This window comes from Capnocytophaga sp. oral taxon 338 str. F0234 (assembly GCF_000192225.1).
In the GTDB taxonomy this organism is placed as follows: Bacteria; Bacteroidota; Bacteroidia; order Flavobacteriales; family Flavobacteriaceae; genus Capnocytophaga.
Window position 1 is genome coordinate 373,357 of record NZ_GL872413.1, and the last position, 24,244, is coordinate 397,600.

A 24,244-nucleotide genomic window follows, 5' to 3' on the forward strand; every position below is an offset into this window, starting at 1 on the left:
GTGAAGACAATACTCGAAAGATATATAGATAAATTCATAGATAATAACTTCGATAAAGGTGAAAGAAAAAAAGAAGATTATCTAAAATTTGAATGGTTTGTTAATTCTCTACATTGTTGGGAGTATTCGAGCCAATCATATAATTCAAAGCAGAAAATAGGAAAAGAAATATCCTTGGGTTCTGCTCAAGGAGGTGATGCATTCTTTTTATTGATTGACAATAAAATATACTCATTAGAAGATAACATACAAGAAGTAAAAGGAGCCATTGAGAGCAATAATAATAAGATAGAATTTCATCTTATTCAAACAAAAAAGAGCCATAAAGCTAGTTTGGGAGATTTTAAAAATTTTGTAGAAATTCCAATAAAAGTGATAAAAGGAGAGGGAATATCTCCTAAAGATGGAAATTTAATGAGGTTAGTTAATTTTATTAGAGACATAAAAGAAAACCCAGAGTTAGAGGCCTCTTTTGTTCTTACTTTTTATACACAAAAGGATGAGAATGACATTGAAAGTATAAGAAAAGATTGGAATACTGAGATTACTTATATTAGAAATCAGTATGCCAATTATGGCTCTGTAAAAGTACATTTAGAGGGTTCTAAAAAGCTTAATGAGTTATATGAACAATTTAATTCTAATCAATATAAACTAATAATTCCAAGAGATAATTGCAAATATGAGAACAATTACTTAATAGGTTTTGTAAATGCTAAAGAATTGCTTGATAGTATAGCACCTATACAAGAAAGTGGAATTAGAGCTTTGTATCCTGATGTTTTTAAAAATAATATTAGACTTTATTTAGGTCATACTGAAGTAAATAAAAATATTGAAAAAACACTTATTGAAGAACCTAATAAATTTCATTTATATAACAATGGACTAACAATTACAACAAAGGAGATAAAAAATGGAGTTGATAATTATATTATCTCTCCTGTGAATATTGTAAATGGATGCCAAACTGCAAATAGTATTTACAATACTTTTAAAAGTAATCAGTCTAATATAGGATTAGTTAAAATACCTGTTAAAATTATTATCGCAAATGATGAAGAGTATGAAAAGATAACAATCAGAACAAATAGTCAAAATGGTATTTCAGAAAAAGATCTATTATCAATTAAAAATATTCAAAAAGACTTGGAGGACTTTTTACAAAAAAATAAGTTTCAAGCAAAATCTTTCTTGTATAAAAGACAAAATTCTATTGATTGTATTTCAAATGATGTTGATTATATTGTGAATATCAATGATATTCTAAGAGCTTTCTTTTCTTCTGTATTATATCTTCCACATAAGGTTTCGGGGTATTTTGATATTACTACAAGTAAATTAATTGATATTATATTTGAAGATAGGTTTATAAAACTCTATCAAATAATAGTATCTCTATATAAAGTTTTAGAAGATCATATTCAACTCAATTATATTGAGTATAAAAAATTAAGATTTCATATTTTATACCTTCTATATAAGTTTATAAACAGAGATACAGACATTGATTCTATTGAAAAGTATTTTATTAAGGACAAAAATAAAAAAGATTTTGAAGAGTTGGAAGGAGAGAGTTTACAAGAACAAACCCAACTTATAAATAAAATATACTCTAATTTATATATCTTACAAAATGAGGAAACATTTAAAAAAATTGTAGATTACATAATTACGACAATACAAAATAATTATCCTTTATTGAATAACCTTGATACTAAAGAAAAAGAGAAAATACTTTATAAAACAGTTGATAAAAATCAAAGAGGAGAAAAACTTTTTGAGAATTTTGAGAGAATTTTCAATAAAAATATTGATGATGTTTTAAATAATAAAACAGAAAATGGCACTAACTCCACAACAGATAACTAATGTAGAAAACACTCTTAGGCATAGTCTTAGAACAAAGTTTCAGCACTATAACCCTGAGCCTGCGGTGATGCCTTTCCATACCCGCTTATTGGGTAAAGACCGTATGGCATTGTTTTCGTTTATTCATTCTTTGAATACTAATTTTGGTACGAGCATTTTTGAGCCTGTGGCTAAATCATTAGCTGAATCTCGGTTTAAGGTTGCTAAACTACAAGCGGTAGCAGGTGATAAGATAAGTGAAAAAGCGCAACGGGTTATTCAAGATATTATGGATAATCTTACCGTAAATGGTAACCCTAATAAAGAAGCAGAAATAGAAGCTATTAGGGCTGTTTGCCAAGAAGGGAAAATGAACACCGTAAAGCCTACCAAAGTAGATGTGTGGTTAGAAAGTCATTCAGATGAACTTTTCTTATTTGATATTAAAACAGCTAAACCTAACAAAGGCGGCTTTAAAGAGTTTAAGCGCACTTTATTAGAATGGGTAGGCTGTGTATTGGCTGAAAACCCTAACAGAAAAATACATACCCTTATTGCGATACCTTACAATCCATATGAACCTAAACCTTATTCTCGCTGGACAATGGCAGGAATGTTAGACTTGGATAACGAGCTAAAAGTAGCCCAAGAGTTTTGGGACTTTCTCGCAGGTGAGAAAGCCTATCAGGATTTATTGGACTGTTTTGAGCGTGTAGGTATAGAACTACACGATGAAATTGACGAGTACTTTAAAAAATTTAATAAATAATGGAAATCATTGATATCAATCAGTTAAATCCTCTCTATGGAGAGGATCAGAGAAATCCCCTATGCTCCAAATAGGGACAGAGGATATTTTTTAGAGAACTAAAATTCAGAAAATAATTATAAAATAATCAAGAATGTTAATAATAAAAAATCTCCACGCTGGTGTAGACGGCAAAGAAATCCTTAAGGGGATTGACTTAGAAATAAAAGCAGGCGAAGTACACGCTATTATGGGTCCTAATGGGGCAGGGAAATCTACCCTCTCTTCAGTAATCGCAGGTAATGAAAACTTTGAGGTTACTGAGGGAGAAATTCTCCTCAATGGTGAAAGTCTGTTAGACGATGCTCCCGAAGAACGCGCTCATAAAGGCATCTTTATGTCCTTCCAATACCCTGTTGAAATACCTGGCATTTCGGTAACTAACTTCATCAAAACTGCTATTAACGAAAGTCGTAAGGCTCAAGGACTCCCTGATATACCTGCTGCTGAACTCCTCAAAAAAATACGAGAAAAAGCAGCCCTCCTTGAAATCAACCCCGACTTCCTTTCTCGCTCTCTCAATCAAGGGTTCTCTGGCGGTGAGAAGAAGCGCAACGAAATCTTCCAAATGGCTATGCTTGAGCCTAAAATCGCTATCCTTGACGAAACCGACTCTGGGCTCGATATTGATGCTCTCCGCATTGTGGCGAATGGAGTGAATAAACTCAAAAGCAAAGACAATGCTGTGATCGTCATCACTCATTATCAACGTCTCTTAGACTATATTGTCCCAGACTATGTACACGTGCTTTCCGATGGTAGAATCGTAAAAACAGGCGACAAAAACCTCGCCTTAGAATTAGAGGCTAAAGGGTATGATTGGCTTAAAGAATTAGCAAATTAGACTATGAATTTAAAAGAAAAATGGGTAGCTGCCTTTGAGGCATTCCCACATAAAGATGATATATTAAAAGACATTCGCAAGGAAGCCTTTAGTTTCTTTGCCGAAAAAGGTTTCCCTAATAAAAAAGTGGAAGCGTGGGAATACACCTCCCTCACGGAACTCCAAGCTACCGATTACCACTTGTGGCAACCTGTAAATAAAAAGACAACCCTTTTGCCCGAAGTATTATATAAGTACGCTATTGCGGATTGTTATCAGCTCGTGTTTGTAAACGGTTATTACAGCTCCGAAATGTCCAGCAAAGAGCTCACAGGTGTTACTGTTACGTCTCTATTGGAAGCCTTGCACAAGGGAGGAGAAGCCTTTATCCAAAAATACTTTAATGCTAACACTGAAAAAGGCGATATATTTACTGCCATCAACACGGCTTTTGCCTCAGAAGGGGTATATATAGAAGTACCTAAAGGGAAAGTGGTAGAGAAGCCTATACAATTACTGTATTTCAATGATAGAAAAGAGACCACTTGCTACCAACCACGCAATATCATTGTCGTAGGTGAGAATGCCCAACTCAAAGTTATTGAGATGCACCAAAACCTATCCGATGCCGCGACGGCTATCCTCACTAATGCTGTAACCGAGGTATTTGTAGCCAAAAACGCTTTCCTTGATTATTACAAACTGCAAAACGATAGTCTTACCGCATCGCTTATCGATAACACCTATATCTCGCAAGAAGCAAATAGCCACGCCAACGTACATACCTTCTCGTTTGGCGGCACACTCACCCGCAACAACCTCAATTTCTATCACCAAGGCGAATATTTGGAGTCTACCCTCAAAGGATTGAGTATCCTTAAAGGTACCCAGCATACCGACCATTATACGCTGGTGAACCACGCACATCCCAACTGTGAGAGCCATCAGGATTATAAGAGTATTGTGAATGAAGAGGCGACCAATGTGTTCAATGGGAAGATAATGGTAGAGCAAATCGCCCAGAAAACGAATGCTTATCAGCAGAACGACAATATCCTTCTCTCCGATAAAGCAACGGTATACACCAAGCCCCAGCTCGAAATCTTCGCTGACGATGTGAAGTGTTCACACGGCTGTACCGTAGGTTCTCTCAGTGCAGATTCCTTGTTCTATTTACAAACTCGTGGGATAGGCAAAAAAGAAGCGGCTGCCTTGCTTACTTATGCTTTTGCCAATACCGTATTGGAAAGTGTAAAAATCCCTGCCCTTTCGGAGTATATCAATGCAATTATTGCCGAGAAATTAGGGGTAACCGTAGATTTTTAAGAGAAAGCGAATATTAAACAAGTATCTACGTAAATACATTTTACAGGGATAATCATCATAAATTTATGGCAGTAAAATCAAATGATACTAATCTGTCCGAATTGCTTAAGACAGTAGGTAATGGTAAAAGTCAATTACCCGATTTCCAACGCAGTTGGGTGTGGGATGATATGAGAATTTGCAAACTCATAGAAAGTCTGACCTCAGATTTCCCTATGGGAGCAGCGATGTTTCTGGATTATAGTGCTGATACAAGTGTAAAATTCAAATATCGTCTATTTGAGGGAGTGGATAAGCAATACGAGAGTGTAGTGCCCGATTCATTGGTTTTGGACGGTCAACAGCGTCTTACAACCCTTTACCAAGTGTTTATGAGCGATAAACCTGTTATTACAAGGATGGATACAGATAAAGATAGTATCATCAAACGATACTATTACATGGATATAAAGAAAGCTATTGATCCAGAAATAGACCGATTGGATGCCATTATATCTATATCTGACGATAAAATCAAGACAGAAAATATAGGTAGAGAAATCATTCTTGATTTACGTACAAGAGAAGATGAATATAAGAATCTGATGTTTCCTCTTAACCTAACCTTTTCAAACACTATGGATTGGATATGGGGATTAATTACTTATAATAAAGAGGCAATGCCCATTGTTCAAAAATTCCAGCAGGAAATTTTGGAACCTTTGAAGAAATATACATTCCCTGTTATCACCCTTGCCAAAGATACCACTCCAGAGGCTGTATGCCAGATCTTTGAGAATGTAAATACAGGTGGGGTTACACTCACAGTATTCGAACTTGTTACAGCAAAGTTTGCCGCAATGGGTAGTAAAAACCTACGAGAAGAGTGGAATACGCTGAAAACAAAACTCAACGAAAGAAACGATGATTTACTCAAGGATCTTTCTGGACCAAATTTCCTTACCTCAATGACGCTCCTCCTATCATACTTAAAAATGAAAAAAGGAGAACGGCAAACTGTTTCTTGTAAGAAAAAAGATGTATTGAAATTAGAATATGAGGATTTTTTCGCTCATCTTGAAGATTTGAAGCAGGGTTTCACTTGTGCCGCTAATTTTATGGTTCAACAAGGAATCTACAAGTCAATAGACATTCCCTATAGTACTCAGCTCATTCCACTTGCAGCCATCTTTGCCTACGATAATTTGAATGGCAAAAAACTAAGTTTAATGCAGAATCTGGATTTATTAGCTAAATGGTTTTGGTGTGGTGTTTTTGGTGAACTTTATGGCAGTGCCAATGAGACCAGATTTGTCCAAGATATAGTAGGAATCTTTAAGTGGATGGAGAATGAGAATGCCGTTCCTGAAACTGTTACAAGGGCAAACTTTGATGCTATTCGTTTATTATGGTTGCAAACTCGCAACAGCGCTGCGTACAAAGGGGTTATGGCTTTAATCAACAGACAACACCCTAAAGATTTTATGAGCGGACAAGATATGGGAATCGCTAATTATCTATCAGAACTTACAGATATCCACCATATTTTTCCGCAAGCATATTGCATAAAGGAAAATTTGCCACAAAGAAAATGGAACTCTGTAGTAAATAAGACACCTATTTATGCTATAACTAATCGTTCAATAGGCGGTAAAGCTCCAAGTCTTTATATTCAGACCATTCGGAATAAAGGAGTAGCAGAAGATAAAATAGATTATGCCTTAGAATCCCATAATATAAACCCAACGTTACTCAAGACAGATAGTTTTAACATCTTTATTGTAGATAGAGCAAAACGCCTTCTCAATCTAATTGAAAAGGCTATGGGCAAAGCTGTTTCCGGACGAGAAAGTAATTCAACAATTCAACATTTTGGGGAGGCTCTCACAGAATAACAAGAAACTTATACAAAGTTTGAACTATCTATTTTTAAAGATATGACAGTTCTCCCAGTGATGTCTCACTGCAAATATTACTGAGAAATTAGAGGTAACAGTAGATTTTTAAGTAAAATTCTTTAACTTCTCTAAAGCAAAAGACACTCAACAACTGAAAAAGGTTGAGTGTCTTTATTTATATTAAATAAATCATGAAAAGGTACTTATTTGGTAGCGGTTTCAAATTTTTTAGCTACTATGTCCCAGTTAATTACATTAAAGAAAGCGTCAATGTATTTAGGTCGCTGGTTTTGATATTTTAGATAGTAGGCATGTTCCCATACATCCAAACAAAGGATAGGTGTTCCTTGTATTGCCATTCCAGGCATAAGGGGATTATCTTGGTTAGGGGTGTCTCCTATGTGGAGCTTACCATCTTGACCTACTACGAGCCATGCCCAACCTGATCCGAATTGTTTGGCAGCAGCGTCGGCAAATTGGTTCTTGAAGTTCTCAAGAGAACCAAAATCCTCCTTAATTTGAGCTAAAAGCTTCCCTTGAGGAGCGGTTCTCTTAGGAGTCATTACTTCCCAAAAAAAGGTATGATTGTAATAACCTCCTGCATTATTGCGTAAGGTTTTATTACTCAAATCCATTCCCTTTAGGATTTGTTCAATACTTTGTGTTTCTAAAGGAGTCCCTGCAATTGCTTTATTAAGATTATTGGTATAAGCCAAATAATGTTTGGAATAATGAATGGACATAGTACGACCATCTATGTAAGGTTCTAAATCACTGTATCCATAAGGAAGTCCTGAAAGCTGAAATTTGCCTTGTGCTTTTACTTCATTGGGATTCCCCCAGTCTTCTTTAGCAACGGTCTGTGTACAGGATTGTGCTGTTTTTGGGCAATGACAAGAGACAACGGCTCCTAATACCCCAAGTAGAATCAATTTTCTCATTTTCTGTTTGTTATAAGATTAAACTAATTAAAAAATAGAGGATTTTGCTGAGGTTAGAAGTCTTATCAGGTGGCAAAGATACAAAATAAATAAGAGATAGTTGCACTTTAACATTTATTTATAAATAAAGATTTTTAAATCTTTTTATATCCTCTCTCAAGAAGTTGCATTTTCCCTTATCAAATATTTGTTAAATCCATAAAAAAGAGTATCTTTGCAACAGATTTCATCATTTTAGTAAATGAATTAAAATAAAAATATATGTTAGCCACACTTAACCCCATACACACTAAGGCTTGGGGAGCCTTAACTGCTCATTTTAAGAAGGTAAAGAATGTTACTTTACAGCAACTTTTTAAGGAAAATCCTCTTCGTGCCAAGGAATATACCCTTGTATGGGAGGATTTTTTAGTAGATTATTCCAAAAATAATTTAGATAATACTACTCGTGATCTCCTTTTACAACTTGCTCAGGAATGTGATCTAAAAGCCTCTATAGAAAAGTATTTCTCAGGTGACAAAATCAATGCTACTGAGAATCGCGCAGTGCTTCATACGGCTTTGCGTTCAGCGGAAAAAGAAATTTTAGTAGATGGTAAGAATGTAATCCCTGAAATCGCTCAAGTGAAAGCAAAGATAAAAGCATTTTCTCAAGAGGTTATTTCAGGCAAGCGTACTGGTTATACAGGCAAAGCCTTTACCGATGTGGTGAATATTGGCATTGGAGGATCGGATTTGGGTCCTGTAATGGTATGTGAAGCGCTTAAGTTTTATAAAAACCATCTTAATGTTCATTTTATTAGTAATGTGGATGGTGATCATATACATGAAGTTATAGGGCATCTCAATCCTGAAACGACTCTTTTTGTAATCGTTTCCAAGACCTTTACTACTCTGGAAACCCTTTCCAATGCTCTTACCGTGAAGCAGTGGTTTCTTAAGTCGGCACAAGAGGCAGATGTAGCCAAGCATTTTGTAGCCGTTTCCACTAATCTTAAAAAAATAGATGAGTTTGGTATCGCTCCTGAGAATGTTTTTCCCATGTGGGATTGGGTAGGAGGTCGTTTTTCCCTATGGAGTGCTGTAGGACTTACCATTGCTCTTTCAGTAGGTTATGATAATTTTGAAGCACTCCTACATGGAGCTCAAAAGATGGATACTCACTTTCGTAATGCTCCTTTTAAGGAAAACTTACCTGTACTTTTAGCTCTTCTCTCCGTATGGTATACCAATTTCTATGGAGTAGAAACAGAAGCAATAATCCCCTATACTCAATATCTACACCGATTCCCAGCCTATCTTCAACAGGCGATTATGGAAAGTAACGGAAAGTATATAGATCGCAATGGAGAGCGTGTAAGTTACCAGACGAGTGCTATTGTATGGGGAGAACCAGGTACCAATGCCCAGCATGCCTTCTTCCAACTTATTCACCAGGGGACTAAGCGTATTCCTACTGACTTTATTGGCTTTAAGCATTCTCTATATGGAGATCAAGATCACCAAGATAAACTCCTTGCGAATTTCTTTGCTCAAACAGAAGCCTTGATGAAAGGCAAAACACCTGAGCAGGTGCGTGCTGAAGGAGTCTCTGAAACTTTAGTGCCTTTCAAGGTATTTGAGGGTAATAAGCCTACCACGACTTTGCTTATTGATAAACTTACTCCCGAGAGTTTAGGAAAGCTTATCGCACTCTATGAACATAAGATTTTTGTGCAAGGAGTCCTTTGGAATATCTATAGCTATGACCAATGGGGAGTAGAGTTAGGGAAACAATTGGCAGGAACTATCCTTAAGGATTTCTCGGCTCAAAAGTTTGCTCCACATGATAGTTCTACCCAACAACTTATAGAAGCCTATCTAAATAAAAGCTAATAATATTGAGGATAGTTATTATAGCTTTATAATATAATTAACCTACTACTTAAATGAGATTGTTATGATAAAAGAAGAACAAGCCAAGCAATATCTTGCCAATTACAAGCCTCTGAGGCTTGCAAAAGGTTCTTTTACTAAATTTCCTGAGCCATATCGCCTATTAGGGGAATATCTTTCCAATGGAATGGATTATGACCAAAAACGAACTTTCAGGAATGAATTTTCTGTCTTGAAATATCCCAAGAACCTTTGGGAGACTAAGGATGGAAAAGTTCTTGCCCAATTGCTCTTTGGGGAAGTACAAGCTCCTTATGCACAGAAAGTATGGGACTTTATTTGCTTATTTCCTTACTTGGATAATTGGAGTAGGCGATCTTTTCGTTCTGATGACCCTGCGGACTATACAGAGAGACAACTTAGTCAGATGGAAGCACTCTTCCGTAATTATATCAGTGGAGTAGGAGCCTTGCCTTTTGAGCAACAATTCCAATATATTGTGTATGATGTTGCTCCTGTAGCTCCACTCTTTGCCCTGGTCATTTCGGAGGACACGGACAGATACTATCCTCTATTTGAAGAAATTTTCTTAGGAGAACATGAAGTGGGAGGAGTATGTTCTCCTCTGATAAAGGCAGCCTTAATGGTGGAGGATGAACGTTATTATAACTTGGTAGAGAAGCTTCTTTTAGCGGCTCAACTCCAAGAGGGCTTACGACAGACAATCTTTGAATCCTTAGATGAGACTACACACGCTTCTTTTAAGCACTTTATCCGTGTGATTCTCGATCATAAGTTTACTCGTTTTAGTAGTGTGGTACGTGCCGTAGATACTTGGTTTGGTTTTGGATGGGAGGCACCCCAACAATCAGTAGTTAGGCGCACTCTGGAGCTTGCTTCAGCCTATCTTTCTGATCCTGCTGAAGCTAAGAAAGCAATAAAAAGTAAGGATCATTTAGAACAATATGTAGCCTTGTGGGCAATAGGTATGTATAGCGTACAGGAAGCTCTTACTTTGGCTATTGAGGTGCTCAATGGTAAGAGTGTATCACTTGATACGGGTGTGGTGCTATTATATTTTATTAAGCAAACCCAGAAAACACTTCCACAGATTACTTCCTTTGCTGAAAAACACTTTGGGGAGAATCTTGCCTTAGATTATTGGATTCTACAGAACCTACCTCAAGGAGGTTTCTCTAAGGAACTCTTTGAAAAAATACTCCTTGCTGCCAAGCGTATTCCTAAGGAAGGAAAGAACTTTGAAGGGGTGGGTTTCCGTTGGCTTAGTTTTACTGTAAGGGCAGTGGATTTTTACCGAGACCTTATTCGTACAGCCAATGATACTCAACAGCAATATTTAGCTCAGGAGTTAAGCGAAATTCCTGTAGATGTTCGTGATGATCTATTTCGTAAGGTGTACCCTGTTCTTGGTAGAAGGTATTACGATAAAGAAGAAGGAAAGGATCCGGAAAACTACCCTCCTGATTCCTGGCAACGTGCTCTGGTTCGTACAGGAATTAACGATAAGGGAGCTTATGTAGCAGGAATTGCAATGGATATTCTAAAGAAATTACCTTTGGTGCAGGAAGATGTCCTTGCAATAGAACAAGTACTTTCCCGTAAGAATAAGGAATTGCGCAAGGAGAGTGTGACTCTTTTGGTACAACAACCCGAGACAGTACTCAAAGAGAGTACTTCACGACTTATCCTCTCCAAGAGTGCTGACCAACGATTGGCTGGATTAGAAATCCTTACAATACTTCAAGAGGAGAAGAAACTCCCCGAATATGTTGCCGAACAAGTGGAAGCCTACAAATCACGTAAACTCTCTAAGAATGAACAGGTGCTGATGGATAAGCTCACCTATAATCCTGAAACGGCTCAGCAGTTACGTTATGATCTTTTCAATGGCTTTGGAGTGATTGACCTTAATCGGCTTACCCCTTTCGCCTTGCCTCACCCTCAATTTGACAAGGAACGTAAAGCAAAAAAAGGAAGTTTCCTTTTTGATAAATTTGTAAATGTGAAGAAGGTATCCCAAGCCTTGAATGATCTACTTGTAATATGGAGAACAAACAAAGATTATGAATATCAATACGAAGGCTATCAAGGAGAACTCGTAACGACTCTCTTAGGAGAAACAATTAGGGGAATACACGATGAGAAAGAAGGAAAAACTCCTTTGGATATACTAAGAGATCTTCCTCTTTCTGACCTTTGGCAGGCGTGGCATGAGAAACACCAGCTTAATGAGATAGAATATTATTATGCTGAAAGATATTGTGATAACCTTTACTATGAGGATTTTGTTCCCAAAGGATTAGAGAATTACCTCTCTGAGTATTACCCTGACTTTAAGGTGGCTTTTGAAGGAGAGAGACGTAGATATAGTAGTGAGCCCCGTCAGTTATGGAACCTATTAACTTATCTGAGAAAGGCATATACTTTGGATAAGGCATTTTTGGCAAGTTTTAAACTTTCTGTTTTTGAAGATGCCTTAGCCACCTTTCCTATTGAGAAACGTAAGGAAAAGTTTAAAAGAAATAGTTGGTCTACTCTGGATTGGGTAGATGTAGTGGTAGATTATGCGGCAGTAGTTTATTTTGGGAAGGATGGGGATTTCGCTTATTTTACAGATGAACAACTTCAAAGGCTATGGGGAATTCTTTATTGGCTTTATTTAGAAGGGAAAATTGACACAGAGAAACAATCCCTTAAGGATTTGCTTCTAGCTATTCGAGCTCAGGTGAGAAAGGATGAAAAACTCCCTAAAATGAATGGGGGACTTACAGAACTTACCTTGATTCTTTACCAAAAAGGGAAGCTTTCCTGTGATGATCTCTTATTTTTCTCCCTGCTCAATTGTGAACTATTTGCAATGATTCAGGGAACAGAGAACTACTTGTATAGAAACCTATCGGATACGCTTAAAACTTCTCTTACTTATCCTGATACACTTCTGCAGGAACTTAAAACACGGATGTTGCAAATAGAGCTCCAGCGAGGAGACCTTCCTACTGATGCTTCCGTGTATATTGATTATCTGTCAGAGATAGAAGGAGCACACTATTTCTTTGAAGCCCTTGAGCGTATGGGCAAAGAACCCTTTGCTAAAGGTTATGGTAGTAGTATAACTAAGCGATCTACTTTTAGCCATATTCTTGAAGTAAGCCAACCGAGTGATTCCGACACTTTTACAGCTTTTAAGAAGCACTTGAATGAAGTGAAGCTGGATAAGAAACGCTTGGTAGAGGCTGCTTGCTATGCACCTCATTGGACAGATTGGTTGGGGGATTATCTTAAAATAAAGGATTTTAAAGAAGCAATATGGTGGTTTATTGCTCATACTACCGACTATATGGATGCTGAGAAAGAAACCGTTATTTCTCAGTATTCCTCCGTACCTCGTGATGATTTTAGGAGAGGTGCTATAGATGTGGACTGGTACCACCGTATACATAAGGCAGTGGGTAAGCAAGGATGGAAACTTATTCAAGAGTCCGCTAAGTACCTTTCTGAAGGGATGGGTTACCGAAGAGTAAAGCTTTATTCTTCAGTGCTTACAGGCGAGGTAAAGCTTGCTGAAGCTGTGAAAAAAATTACTGAAAAGCGTGATAAGGACTATGTGATGGCATTAGGGCTTATTCCTATTAATAAAAAGAGACCTGAAGAAGATTTGGTAAAGCGGTATAACCTACTGCAAACCTTTCTTAAGGAAAGCAAGCAATTCGGGCAACAACGTCAAGAGAGTGAGAAGAATGCGGTAGAGATAGGCTTGGACAACCTCTCTCGTAATGCAGGTTATGAGGATAGTATCCGCTTCAGTTGGGCAATGGAGGCTAAAGCAACTCAACAGATTATGGAGAAATCTACCCTTGTACTGGAGGATACTGAATTAAAACTTGTGGTAGATGAGCAAGGTAAAGCGGATATTCTAGTGAGCAGAAATGGTAAGGAACTAAAATCTGTTCCTGATAAGTATAAGAAGGATAAAAATGTAGAAGCTCTTAAGGAAGGCAAGGCTTATCTAAGCAAGCAGTATAGCCGTACACGTCAGTCATTAGAACAAGCGATGCTTTCCCAAACTCTATTTTCGGTAAGAGAATTAGCTAAAATTATAGAGCATCCTGTAGTAAAAGCAATGCTCAGTAAGCTTGTACTCTTTAATCCTGAGAACCAAGTTTCTGGTTTTTGGCAAGAGGGCAAGCTTCTTAACGCAGAAGGAGATTTATTGCCTTTGAGTCCAGAGGATAAGCTTCTTATTGCACATCCTTCTCATCTTTTCAATGCAGTACAGTGGGATTTGTATCAAAAATATTTATTTGACAAGGAACTACAACAACCTTTCAAACAGGTATTCCGTGAACTCTATATCCCTACTAAAGATGAGTTGGAGCACAGTAATCGCAGTGAGCGATATCAAGGGTACCAAATACAGCCGAAGAAGACGGTTGCCTTGCTTCGCGGTAGGGGATGGACGGTTAATTATGAAGAAGGACTCCAAAAAGTATATCATAAGGAAGGTTATAGGGCAACTATTTATGCTGTAGCGGACTGGTTTACTCCTTCTGATGTGGAGGCTCCTACTTTAGAGTATGTAGTCTTCTATAATCTTAAGGACGGTAAGGAAGTACCGATGAAGGAGATTAACCCTGTGATATTCAGCGAAGTAATGCGCGATGTAGATTTGGTGGTTAGTGTAGCACATGTAGGTGGTGTGGATCCAGAAGCCAGTCATAGTACTATGCAGATGCGAGGGGCTCTGGCTCGTGAGAGTGCGCGCTTGTTTAAGTTTAGTAATGTACAAGTAAAAGAACGTCATATCCTAATCAAAGGCAAGCTTGGTGATTATAGTATTCATCTAGGCAGTGGTATTGTTAGTCGTGGAGGATTACAGCTGAATATCATCGCTGTACAAAGTCAGCATCGAGGGCGTGTATTTTTACCTTTTATAGATGACGATCCTAAATCCGCTGAGATTATCTCCAAAATGAGACTCTTAGCGGAAGATGACAAGATAAAAGATCCTACCATCTTGGGGCAGATTATGAAATAAAAGATAGAAAGTAAGTAGTGAAAAAGTAATATGTGATTCACTAATATTAAGAGGTTATCGGGAAAAGGTAGCCTCTTTTCTATTTTTACCAAAAGGAGTAAATGTCATATTCCAAGATTCGTTTTGAATATAAAATGTATTATTATACTTGGTTATATATTCATTAATGACAGAATAATAATAACTCTCATCAATTTAAGGAATAGTAATTATGTGTATTAAAGAAAAATGATTAAATGAATTGATAATAAGACTTTTACATTGTGTATAATTTGTTTTCTTAAAAAAGGTCAAAATATGTGTAAAAGTAAAAATAAAAATGTATCTTTGTCCCTGCAAAATAAGAGGGTGACTATATAAATTATAATTACTAAGAAATGATACAAAAAATCATTAGTAAATGGTTGTTTTTAAGTATTCTGATTTTTCCTTTGAAGGGATTGGCAACTCCTGAAGAACAACCTGCAGAGCAACAAGAAGAGAGCTTTACGGATGTAGTTATGCATCATATAGCTGACTCTCATGAATATCATCTGTTTGATTGGAACCAAGAATCCATAACACTTCCTTTACCTATAATTCTTTGGACAGAGAATGGATTAGTTACTTTTCTTTCTAATGAGTTTCATCATGATGATAGTGGTAAAGTAGTGGTAGAGAAAGCAGGACAATATTTCGTTTGTATACATGGACAAATTTATTATACAGATGCTCAAGGAAATATTTCTTATAATAAGGAACATAAGGTAACCAATGCACGTCCTTTGGATTTTTCTATTACAAAGAATGTGGTAGTACTCTTTCTTATTGCTATTTTCATGTTTTTGGCTTTCACTGCATTGGCACGTTCTTACAAGAAGAATCCTAAAGCTCCCAAAGGTTTTGCTAATCTGTTAGAGACTCTTGTGGTTTTTGTACGTGATGATATTGCTATCCCTAATATAGGTGGAAAGAAATATGAGCGCTATATGCCTTATTTGCTTACTGTGTTTTTCCTTATTCTTCTAGGTAACCTTTTAGGTCTGGTACCTATTATTTCAGGGACTTTGACCAATGATATTGTTTTTACAGGGACATTAGCTCTACTTACTTTTCTTATAACTACTTTTAGTGGGAATGGAAATTATTGGAAACATATTTTTGCTACTCCGGGAGTACCTATGTGGTTGGCTCCTATTATGATTCCTGTAGAAGTGATAGGAATGCTTACCAAGCCTTTTTCTTTAATGATTCGACTTTTTGCCAATATTACTGCAGGGCATATCATTATCTTAAGTTTGATAGGGCTTATTTTTACTTTTAAAACGCTTCTTGTTTCCCCTGTATCAGTAGGTTTTGCCCTTTTCATTAGTATATTGGAACTTTTAGTTGCATTTATCCAAGCATACGTATTTACTTTGCTTTCTGCCTTATTCATTGGAGGAGCTGTGGCAGAGGAACATCATTAAGTAGTATTTTTGTATCATATTAAAACTTAAATATTTAAAATTATGACATTAGCATTAGCAGGAATTGGAGCAGGAATTGCAGCTCTTGCAGCTGGTATTGGTATTGGTAAGATTGGGTCTTCCGCTATGGAAGGAATTGCTCGCCAACCAGAGGCTGCTTCAAAAATTCAAGGAGCTATGATTATTGCTGCAGCTCTTATTGAAGGGGTTGCCCTTTTTGCAGTGGTTGTTGCCTTGGTAAAGGGATAATCGGCTCAAGACAAAACCGTTCTGTAACGGTTGGTTACAGAACGGTTGTTATCCATAGAAAAAGTTATTTTACTATAAAAATAAAATAGAAAAAATAAAAATACATGAATCTCGTACATATTGAAAGTCTTAGTTTCTGGACAATAATAGTTTTTGTATGCCTTTTACTTCTACTTCGTGCTTACGCCTGGAAGCCTATTCTTAAAGCTCTTAAGGAGAGAGAACAATCCATTAATAATGCTTTGGATGCTGCCGATGAAGCCAAAAAGGAAATGGCAAACCTTAAGGCTGACAATGAAAAACTCCTATCAGAAGCTCGCTTGGAACGTGATAATATGCTTAAGGAAGCTCGTGAGATAAAGGAACGCATCATCTCTCAAGCTAAGGAAGAAGCTCATAATGAGGGCGCAAAACTCATCGCTCAGGCAAAAGTATCTATTGAGAATGAAAAGAAGATAGCAATTGCTCAGCTGAAGGAGCAAGTAGCTTCTCTTTCTATTGAGATCGCTAAGAAAGTCCTTACCAAGGAGCTTGCCTCTGAAGTGAAGCAGGAGCAACTTGTGGAAAGTCTGTTGAACGAAATTAACTTGAAGGCATGATAAATTCTACCAAAGTAGCTAGGCGATATGCAAAAGCACTCTTAGATTATGCTATAGAGAAGCATGAGGAAGATGCCCTTTTTCAAGAGATTTCTTCCCTTGTGGAGATAGTTCGTGAGAATCCAGACTTACGAGCACTCTTACATTCTCCTATTGTAAGGACAGAGATAAAACAGAATGTATTACAGGAGATATTCTCAAACCGTTCTTCTATATTGAACGCATTTTTTGATATATTATTCCAAAACAAACGAATCCCCGACCTTTATGGGATTGCTCGTGAATTTGTAGAACAATATAACCAATACAAGGAGAAAATAATCATTCATTTGACTACAGCAACCGAAATATCTGATGGGCTTAAGCAGAAGTTTATTGATAAGGCGATTGCTTTAAGTGGTCGTAAGAATATCTCTTTGGAAAATAGGATAGATAAGAACCTTATAGGAGGTTTTGTTTTGCGAATAAATGATCTGCAATATAATGCAAGTATATCTCATAAACTTACTGCTATTGAGCAGGAGTTCAGTGAGAATATTTATTAAAAAATAATTCAAGTATTTGTTATGTAAAGAGGAGCTCAACTTAAGGAGTATCCTCTTTTTTTATAACATAATTGTGCTTCTTATTAAAAGTTGTATTTTTGCACTCTTTTTAAAACGATTATAAAGATGAAGATGATACGACAACTCTTTCCTTTGGCAATGGGAGGAATTGCTTTAGGAAGCACCGAATTTATCCTTATGGGGCTCATGCGCAATATAGGGCAGAACATGCACCTAAGCGATAGTGAGGTAGGACATTTTATAGCAGCCTATGCTATAGGAGTAGTCGTGGGAGCCCCTACTTTAGTGGCTTTTAGCACTCGTTTTCAACCTCAAAGAGTACTGATATTTTTAATGCTACTCTTTACTTTGTGTAATGGACTTTTTGCTTTAATGCCTTCGTATGAGACACTTCTGATTGCTCGCTTTCTTTCGGGATTACCTCATGGAGCCTTCTTTGGAATAGGAGCAATTGTAGCCAAACAGTTAGCTCCTAAGGAGCAAGAGGCTATGGCTATCTCGGTCATGTTCGCAGGACTTACTATTGCCAATTTGCTTGTGATTCCCTTATTTACTCATTTGGGAGAGGTAATAGGATGGCGCCCTGTGATGGCATTAATAGCTGCTCTAGGGTTAATTACAGCGTTCTGTATAGGGGTATTTTTACCTAAAGTGGCTTATGAGCGTAATGTTACATTACAGAAGGAAATGAGACGATTTTTTTCTATTCCCTCTGTAATGATTCTCCTTATTACAGCTTTGGGTTGTGGAGGTCTTTTCTCATGGTTGAGTTATATAGAACCCTTGATGCTTGACTATGCACACTTACCAGAGAGTCAAATGCCTACACTGATGATTGTGATAGGAATAGGGATGGTCATAGGGAATTTCTTTGGAGGATGGCTTACAGATAAAATTCAGCCTATGCCAGCGAGTGCAGTGATATTTACCTCCATGATAAGTATTCTTCTATTAGTCTTTTTCTTCTCAGGGACTCTTGAAGTGGCGTGGGTACTCACTTTTTTCTGTGCTATTATAGCCATGTCGGTAGGAGCACCATTGAATATTATTATGTTTCGGGCAGCACCACGAGCACAGATGATGGGAGCTGCTTTCATGCAAGCAGCGTTTAATCTTGCTAATACTCTGGGTGCTTATTGGGGAGGAAAACCCTTACAATGGGGGTATACAAGTAATTACCCTTCTTTAGTAGGAGTAGCTATGGCTTCTACGGGCTTTCTTTTCGCGTTACTTCTGTATAGAAGATATGGGACACTTTTTAGAAGTTAATTTCCTCTCTTTTTCCTCTTTTATATACTTAAGTTTTTATAAAAGTTACAGAGTAGAAGTGAGAGAATAATATTATTTCTCTGGCTTTTAGAAATTATTTAGAATTTGTATAACTTTATAAAACGACAATAATCATGGAATATGATTTGATAATTAAAATGTTATTTATTTTTTAGTATAGGTATTATCTATATTAATAAGTAGGATTATTGTTTTTATATTTATTTTATCACAAAAGAGTTTTATGTATTCTTTTTTTGTATCTTTGTTGCAATGAAAAAAGTGACAAGTAGCATAGCTATTCTTTTGAGTATTGTCTTTTTAGTTAATACTTTACTTAGTGGGGTTTATCTCTCTTATTTCCTGCTAAGTAAGAGAGATTTTGTGGCTACTTATTGCAAAAATAAAATGTATCCTGAGCGGCATTGTGAGGGATCTTGTAAGTTTGCTCAAGTTACTAAGGAACAGACAGATTCTTCTACCTCTGAAAAGAAGACAATTACTATGCCAGAGGTTTTCTTTCAAGAATTTCCAAAGTTAGTCTTCATAAAACACTTTTCAAAGGAGATAATCCACAATTATCACTATACTCCTTTGAGCCTACAGGAAGTTATTCATATAATGCTTCGTCCACCAATTAGTCTGTTAGGAGTCAAATTCTAACCAGCTAATATTAAATTAGGTATAATATATAATTTAAAAAAAGATGAAGCGATTCAAATATATAACTGTAGCTGCTTTAGCAGTAGCTATCTTATTTTCTTGTTCTAAAAAAGACGATGATAAGCCCACACCTCCGCCCACTCCACCCATTCCTACTTTGAAGACAGTAGCAGAAGCTAAGGTGAGTAATTATACCGTACGACTACAGAATACTTCAGGCACTTTTGTAATGGGGTACAATGACATTACCCTTTCCGTTACCGATGCTACCAATAAAGAAGTAACCTTGGAAGCCGCTACTTTTACACCTTGGATGGATATGTACAAAAGCGATGGTAAAGGAGGCTTTACCAAAGATATTATGCATACTCATACCTGCCCTCATACCGCTTTGACTAAAGAGGGTAATGTATGGAAATCCCAAGCGTTATTCCAGATGATAACCGCCCCTTCAGGGGTGTGGTTTGGGAAAGTTACTTTTAAGGTAGCAGGCAAGGAGCAAACACTTGACCGCTTGGATTTCGTTGTAAAACCTCAAACCAATAAAGCTTTAGGGAAAGTAGGGCGCTTTAGAGTCTTCACCCCTGGGGGCAATCCCAAGGGACAAATGCACCTATATGCATTGGTAGCTCCTGAAAATCCAAAATCAGGAGAAAATGAAGTGGCATTAGGCATCTGGAAGATGGAAAACATGAAGAACTTCCCTAAGGTAACTGATTGGGTAGTAGAGGTAAAGGTAAGTGAAAAAGGAAGTACAACGGCACTTTCTACCACTACGCTTCGTTACGAACGCAATTTCTATAGAGGCAAAGTATCCTACCCGAAGGCAGGGGAATATACCCTTACTTATACTCTCAAAGATGCTCAAGGACAGGTAATACAACCTAAGGATAGTGATAAAAAGGATATTTCTATAGCCACTATGATTCAGTTCTAATCATTTTCCTAACCCCTGAAGAGGGGCTATGACCAATGATAAATGACCAGTCCCTTAGAGATTGGTCATTTATCATTATATTAGGGTTTTTGTGCCATAATTGCCACCGCGTCAAGATTTTCTTGATGTTTTCGAAAACAAGCTTTCATCTTCTTAATCTGTTTTCTTATTTCAGGGAAACGAAGTAGATTGAAAGTAACCAGTAGTACCCTGAGCCAGCCCTCATCCTGAATCATACGGCTACGTTCTAAAAGGAGCATAGGATTATGTTCTACCTTGATTACTTTAAAGCCTTGTTCTTCCAAAAGAGATGTCCATTCAGCTGTAGTCATAGGGCGGGCATGTACGCGAATAGTCTCACTTAGCTCTTTGTAAATATCTTCTTTGACAGCTTCCTCTACATCATCGGGCTTAATACCCAGTTCATGTATGCCATAATAGCCACCGCTTTTAAGGATACGGAAAGCCTCTCCTATGATCGCCTTTTTCTGCTCTAAAGGCTGCATAGTAAGCATTGCCTCACCATATACTTTGTTGGCATAGGCATCGGGAAGGGTACTTTGGGCAGCATTGGCATTGATGATTCTTGCCTTATTGTACTTGATACGTTTGCGTGCGATGGTGGCAGCCTCTTCATTGAGATCCACTCCTATATAGCTCTTTGGTTGATAGCCACAGGCAATATTAGCTGTAAACCCCAGACCTGGAGCAAACTCTACTATGTCATCTTTGGAGGTAATTCCAAGTCCTGCAATGAGTTTCTCGGTGAGTTCTCTTCCTCCTGGGCGTAATACACGTTTGCCCAATTTAGCGAGCATCCAATGTCCCTGGTGCTCATTGAATTTATTCTCTGTTTGCATAAGGATTATATTTGTACTTCGCAAAGGTACAAAAAAAGAGATAATAATCTTTATTTATTTTGAATAAAATTAAATAATAAAGAATACCATCAATGATTAATTTTCCCTTATGTTATTAACTATTAGTTATTGGTCATTATTTCATCTTCTTCCAATCCTTCAAAAGGGACATTTTCATATTGATTAAAGACCTTCAGAGTATCGTTCTTTGGAGAAAGGAAATCATAATCACTACGTAAGGAAGCCTCCTGTATGCCCAGCCAATGAGCGAATCCGTCCAAGAATCGGAAAGCAGACTTGTTCGCTTTGACTACTTTATGCTGGGTATCATCACTGGAAAGGAGTACGAAAGGCACTTGGTAGCAAGCCTTATTAGGGTTAGTATCACCGTGGGTAAGGGAGGTGAACATGGAATTTCTATCCTGAGTCATCAGCCCATGATCAGAGAAATAAAGTATACTGAAGGAATCTCCATTTTTTTGTAGAAGTTCATGAATGTCTTTTAGTAATGTATCTGTTTGTTCAATAGTCTGTATATAAGCAGAAATTTTTCGATTGTAATAGTTGTAATGAATAGGATGTTCCAAACGGGATTCAAAATTCACATGGGATCCCATGATGTGGAGGATAAAAAGTCGTGGAGAATGGCTTTTTTTATGAAGATATTTACTAAAAAGAGGTAGAAGAATACTATCATGGTAATTCATGGAAGCATAGTCTCCTTTTTTGGTAAATTCCTTATGATCGCATAGGAAAGCTAACTTAGCAATAGGAGTATCAAACTCTCCTGTTAATCCTTGATTAGATAACCAAAAAGTTTCAAATCCTGCATTTTTGGCTAAAGAGATAAGATTATTTGCATAAATAAAGTCCTTATCTCCTTTCATTTGCATAAAAGAACGTAGCAGAGAGGCGGTTGTATTGGGCGCTGTGGCTGTATAGCCGTCAATTACCGTACCGTATGCCTTGTCCAAGAAGGGAGTGTTCTCTTCGGGAAAGCCATAAAGGTGCATATAATCCTTTCGGACGCTTTCTCCTATGATCAAGACATAATTCTGGTATGGAGGTTGGGTCGCGGTAATTTGCCAAGTAGGAGTTCCCTCTATACCCTTACTCAGTTCTTCTTTAAGGGCTTGGTATTCTTGTATATTGTCATAGATAGAGGCATAAAAAGAGATAATAGCTGTACGAGAGGCTGACCACTTGAAGGCTTGGTATTCTTTCATCTTGGCTAAAGGACGGTAGAGAGTTAGCCCAATAGCCAATATAGCTATGACTGCTGTGATTAAGTTTTGCTTCTTATTGTGAAGATAAGTCTTTTTCTTTCCTAAATAGAGGATATAGCCCCCAAAGAGTAAGGTAAGTAATGAAATGGCATAAGAGTAGAGTGGAAGAGACTGTACAAACTCCTTGGATTCCTGTAGGTCTGTTTCAAAGAAAGCTCCAATCATGGTAACAGGAGGATGTCCAAACCAAATAATCTGGGGAAGAAAGAGTACACAAGTGATCAAGACGAAAAGGAATACGACAAAGAAAGACCAGTAAGAAAGTCTTCTCAAAGTAAGGAAAATAAAGAAAGTTGCCAATATACCATAAAAAGCAGGTCCCATATCCAAAGCGAAGGGAATACCCACAGAAAAGAGCATCAAAAGCCATTCAAAGGCATATTGCTTGAAGAAAAGAATTATTTTTAATATCATTATTAATTCAATGATTGAACAGAACTCAAAGGTACAATTTTTTTTGTTACAATCAAATGGCTATCCCATAAATATTTTTATTTTTTTAAACAATTATAATAAATATATTTATTTTTTATTTTATAAAATAATCGTATTTTTGTGCTGTTATTTTATAAAAAATATTACTTTAAAAACTTATAGTACATGAGATTTGAGACTGTTGCAATACATGGGATTCGTACCACAGAAAAAGAAATAAAAGAATGGGGAAGCTGTATTAACATGGCTTCTACCTTTCAACTTAAGGAATTTGGTGTAACACAGGAGTTTGAGTACAGTCGTATCTCCAACCCTACTTGTAAGGAGTTTGAAACACTAATTGCCAAATTAGAAAGAGGTAAACATGGTTTTGGCTTCTCTTCGGGCATGGCTGCTTCTACTTCACTCTTTACGATCTTTGAGGCAGGCGACCATTTTGTGTTTGGCTTGGATATCTATGGAGGGACTTTCCGTATTATGAAGGATATTTTTGCCAAATTTGGTTTAGAAGCTACTTATGTGGATACTACCGATTTGGATAATATTCGCAAGGCGATACGTCCTAACACTAAGGGAATTTTCATAGAGACACCTTCCAATCCGCTCTTGGATGTTACCGATATACGTGGTACGGTGGCTATTGCTAAGGAGCATGGGCTACTGACTATGGTGGATAACACTTTCCTTTCTCCTTACTTGCAACGTCCTTTAGAACTCGGAGCAGATGTGGTTGTACATAGTGCGACCAAGTACCTCGGTGGGCACAACGATATTATCGCAGGGGCGATGGTAGTGAATGATGATACTCTTGCTGAGAAAATACGTTTTGCTCAGGGGGCTATAGGGGCAATGCTCTCCCCCTTTGATAGCTGGCTTCTCATACGTAGTATCAAGACCTTGAAGGTACGTATGGATTATGCACAAGCCAATACTCTCAGGCTCATAGATTTCCTCCAGGGACACCCTGCCGTGGAAAAAGTATATTATCCTACCCTGCCTACCAACAAAGGCAAGGCTATCCAGGAAAGTCAAGCCTTGGGAGCAGGAGCTGTGTTTTCTTTTGTAATGAAGGACGAGAAGAAGGTGAAAACTTTCTTTGAGGCACTTCGTGTGGCGCTTTTTGCAGTGAGTTTAGGCGGAGTGGAAACGCTTGTTACTCATCCCAGTACTTATACTCATACGGAGTTCCCTGAAGAGGAAAAAGTAGCACGCGGCGTTACCCAAACTTTGATACGTGTAGCGGTAGGCTTGGAAAATATAGAGGATTTGATAGCCGATTTTAGGCAAGCATTGGAGAGGTGAAAAGTGAAAAACGAAGAATGAAAAATAATTAATGACCCTAATGAACATTAATCATTAAACATTATTTTCGTAT

Annotated in this window: 18 protein-coding genes; 15 read left to right on the plus strand and 3 right to left on the minus strand. The window is 37.3% G+C overall.

The window, feature by feature from the left end; translation table 11 throughout:
- The 5 genes from HMPREF9071_RS01820 to HMPREF9071_RS01840 all read left to right on the plus strand — a co-directional run bounded on the left by HMPREF9071_RS01820 (position 1) and on the right by HMPREF9071_RS01840 (position 6,682).
- The gene (locus HMPREF9071_RS01820) at positions 1-1,872 is read left to right on the plus strand and encodes an AIPR family protein (protein WP_009744833.1); all 1,872 of its coding nucleotides are present in this window, start codon (positions 1-3) and stop codon (positions 1,870-1,872) included.
- Positions 1,844-2,620, plus strand: coding sequence for a TdeIII family type II restriction endonuclease (locus tag HMPREF9071_RS01825; protein WP_009744834.1), 777 nt, complete (start codon positions 1,844-1,846; stop codon positions 2,618-2,620). The genes HMPREF9071_RS01820 and HMPREF9071_RS01825 overlap by 29 nt, the downstream gene beginning before the upstream one ends.
- Positions 2,621-2,753: 133 nt before the next feature.
- Complete coding sequence (gene sufC, locus HMPREF9071_RS01830; protein ID WP_009744835.1) at positions 2,754-3,503, plus strand: Fe-S cluster assembly ATPase SufC; 750 nt, start codon at positions 2,754-2,756, stop codon at positions 3,501-3,503.
- A gap of 3 nt (positions 3,504-3,506) precedes the next feature.
- Positions 3,507-4,808 (plus strand): Fe-S cluster assembly protein SufD, encoded by a 1,302-nt coding sequence (sufD, locus tag HMPREF9071_RS01835; protein WP_009744836.1) that lies wholly within the window; start codon positions 3,507-3,509, stop codon positions 4,806-4,808.
- A gap of 65 nt (positions 4,809-4,873) precedes the next feature.
- A complete protein-coding gene (locus HMPREF9071_RS01840) occupies positions 4,874-6,682 on the plus strand; it encodes a DUF262 domain-containing protein (RefSeq protein ID WP_009744837.1) in 1,809 nt (602 codons plus the stop codon).
- 206 nt (positions 6,683-6,888) lie between these two features.
- Here the strand turns inward: HMPREF9071_RS01840 and HMPREF9071_RS01845 are convergent, their stop codons facing one another.
- Positions 6,889-7,626 (minus strand): superoxide dismutase, encoded by a 738-nt coding sequence (locus HMPREF9071_RS01845; protein ID WP_009744838.1) that lies wholly within the window; start codon positions 7,624-7,626, stop codon positions 6,889-6,891.
- A 261-nt stretch (positions 7,627-7,887) separates the two neighbouring features.
- On the opposite strand from HMPREF9071_RS01845, the gene pgi reads away from it, so the two are divergent.
- The 9 genes from pgi to HMPREF9071_RS01890 all read left to right on the plus strand — a co-directional run bounded on the left by pgi (position 7,888) and on the right by HMPREF9071_RS01890 (position 20,288).
- Positions 7,888-9,501, plus strand: coding sequence for a glucose-6-phosphate isomerase (pgi, locus tag HMPREF9071_RS01850; RefSeq protein WP_009744839.1), 1,614 nt, complete (start codon positions 7,888-7,890; stop codon positions 9,499-9,501).
- Positions 9,502-9,565: 64 nt separating this feature from the next.
- Positions 9,566-14,557: a DUF4132 domain-containing protein gene (locus HMPREF9071_RS01855; RefSeq protein ID WP_009744840.1), complete on the plus strand. Its 4,992-nt coding sequence runs from the start codon at positions 9,566-9,568 to the stop codon at positions 14,555-14,557.
- 377 nt (positions 14,558-14,934) lie between these two features.
- Positions 14,935-16,005: a F0F1 ATP synthase subunit A gene (gene atpB / locus HMPREF9071_RS01860; RefSeq protein WP_009744841.1), complete on the plus strand. Its 1,071-nt coding sequence runs from the start codon at positions 14,935-14,937 to the stop codon at positions 16,003-16,005.
- Positions 16,006-16,047: 42 nt separating this feature from the next.
- Positions 16,048-16,254: an ATP synthase F0 subunit C gene (atpE, locus tag HMPREF9071_RS01865; protein WP_009744842.1), complete on the plus strand. Its 207-nt coding sequence runs from the start codon at positions 16,048-16,050 to the stop codon at positions 16,252-16,254.
- A 104-nt stretch (positions 16,255-16,358) separates the two neighbouring features.
- Positions 16,359-16,853 (plus strand): F0F1 ATP synthase subunit B, encoded by a 495-nt coding sequence (locus HMPREF9071_RS01870; protein WP_009744843.1) that lies wholly within the window; start codon positions 16,359-16,361, stop codon positions 16,851-16,853.
- On the plus strand, positions 16,850-17,398 hold the full coding sequence (atpH, locus tag HMPREF9071_RS01875) for an ATP synthase F1 subunit delta (protein WP_009744844.1): 549 nt from the start codon (positions 16,850-16,852) through the stop codon (positions 17,396-17,398). The genes HMPREF9071_RS01870 and atpH overlap by 4 nt, the downstream gene beginning before the upstream one ends.
- Before the next feature lie 126 nt (positions 17,399-17,524).
- The gene (locus HMPREF9071_RS01880; RefSeq protein ID WP_009744845.1) at positions 17,525-18,688 is read left to right on the plus strand and encodes an MFS transporter; all 1,164 of its coding nucleotides are present in this window, start codon (positions 17,525-17,527) and stop codon (positions 18,686-18,688) included.
- Positions 18,689-18,961: 273 nt separating this feature from the next.
- The gene (locus HMPREF9071_RS01885) at positions 18,962-19,351 is read left to right on the plus strand and encodes a hypothetical protein (protein WP_009744846.1); all 390 of its coding nucleotides are present in this window, start codon (positions 18,962-18,964) and stop codon (positions 19,349-19,351) included.
- Between the two features lie 43 nt (positions 19,352-19,394).
- Complete coding sequence (locus tag HMPREF9071_RS01890; protein ID WP_009744847.1) at positions 19,395-20,288, plus strand: hypothetical protein; 894 nt, start codon at positions 19,395-19,397, stop codon at positions 20,286-20,288.
- A gap of 80 nt (positions 20,289-20,368) precedes the next feature.
- Here the strand turns inward: HMPREF9071_RS01890 and HMPREF9071_RS01895 are convergent, their stop codons facing one another.
- Together HMPREF9071_RS01895 and HMPREF9071_RS01900 are read right to left on the minus strand one after the other, a co-directional pair.
- Positions 20,369-21,148, minus strand: a complete 780-nt coding sequence (locus HMPREF9071_RS01895; RefSeq protein WP_009744848.1) for a class I SAM-dependent methyltransferase — start codon at positions 21,146-21,148, stop codon at positions 20,369-20,371.
- A gap of 122 nt (positions 21,149-21,270) precedes the next feature.
- Positions 21,271-22,848, minus strand: a complete 1,578-nt coding sequence (locus HMPREF9071_RS01900) for a phosphoethanolamine transferase (protein ID WP_009744849.1) — start codon at positions 22,846-22,848, stop codon at positions 21,271-21,273.
- A gap of 186 nt (positions 22,849-23,034) precedes the next feature.
- On the opposite strand from HMPREF9071_RS01900, the gene HMPREF9071_RS01905 reads away from it, so the two are divergent.
- On the plus strand, positions 23,035-24,171 hold the full coding sequence (locus HMPREF9071_RS01905; protein WP_009744850.1) for a PLP-dependent aspartate aminotransferase family protein: 1,137 nt from the start codon (positions 23,035-23,037) through the stop codon (positions 24,169-24,171).
- The last annotated feature ends 73 nt before the right edge of the window (positions 24,172-24,244 follow it).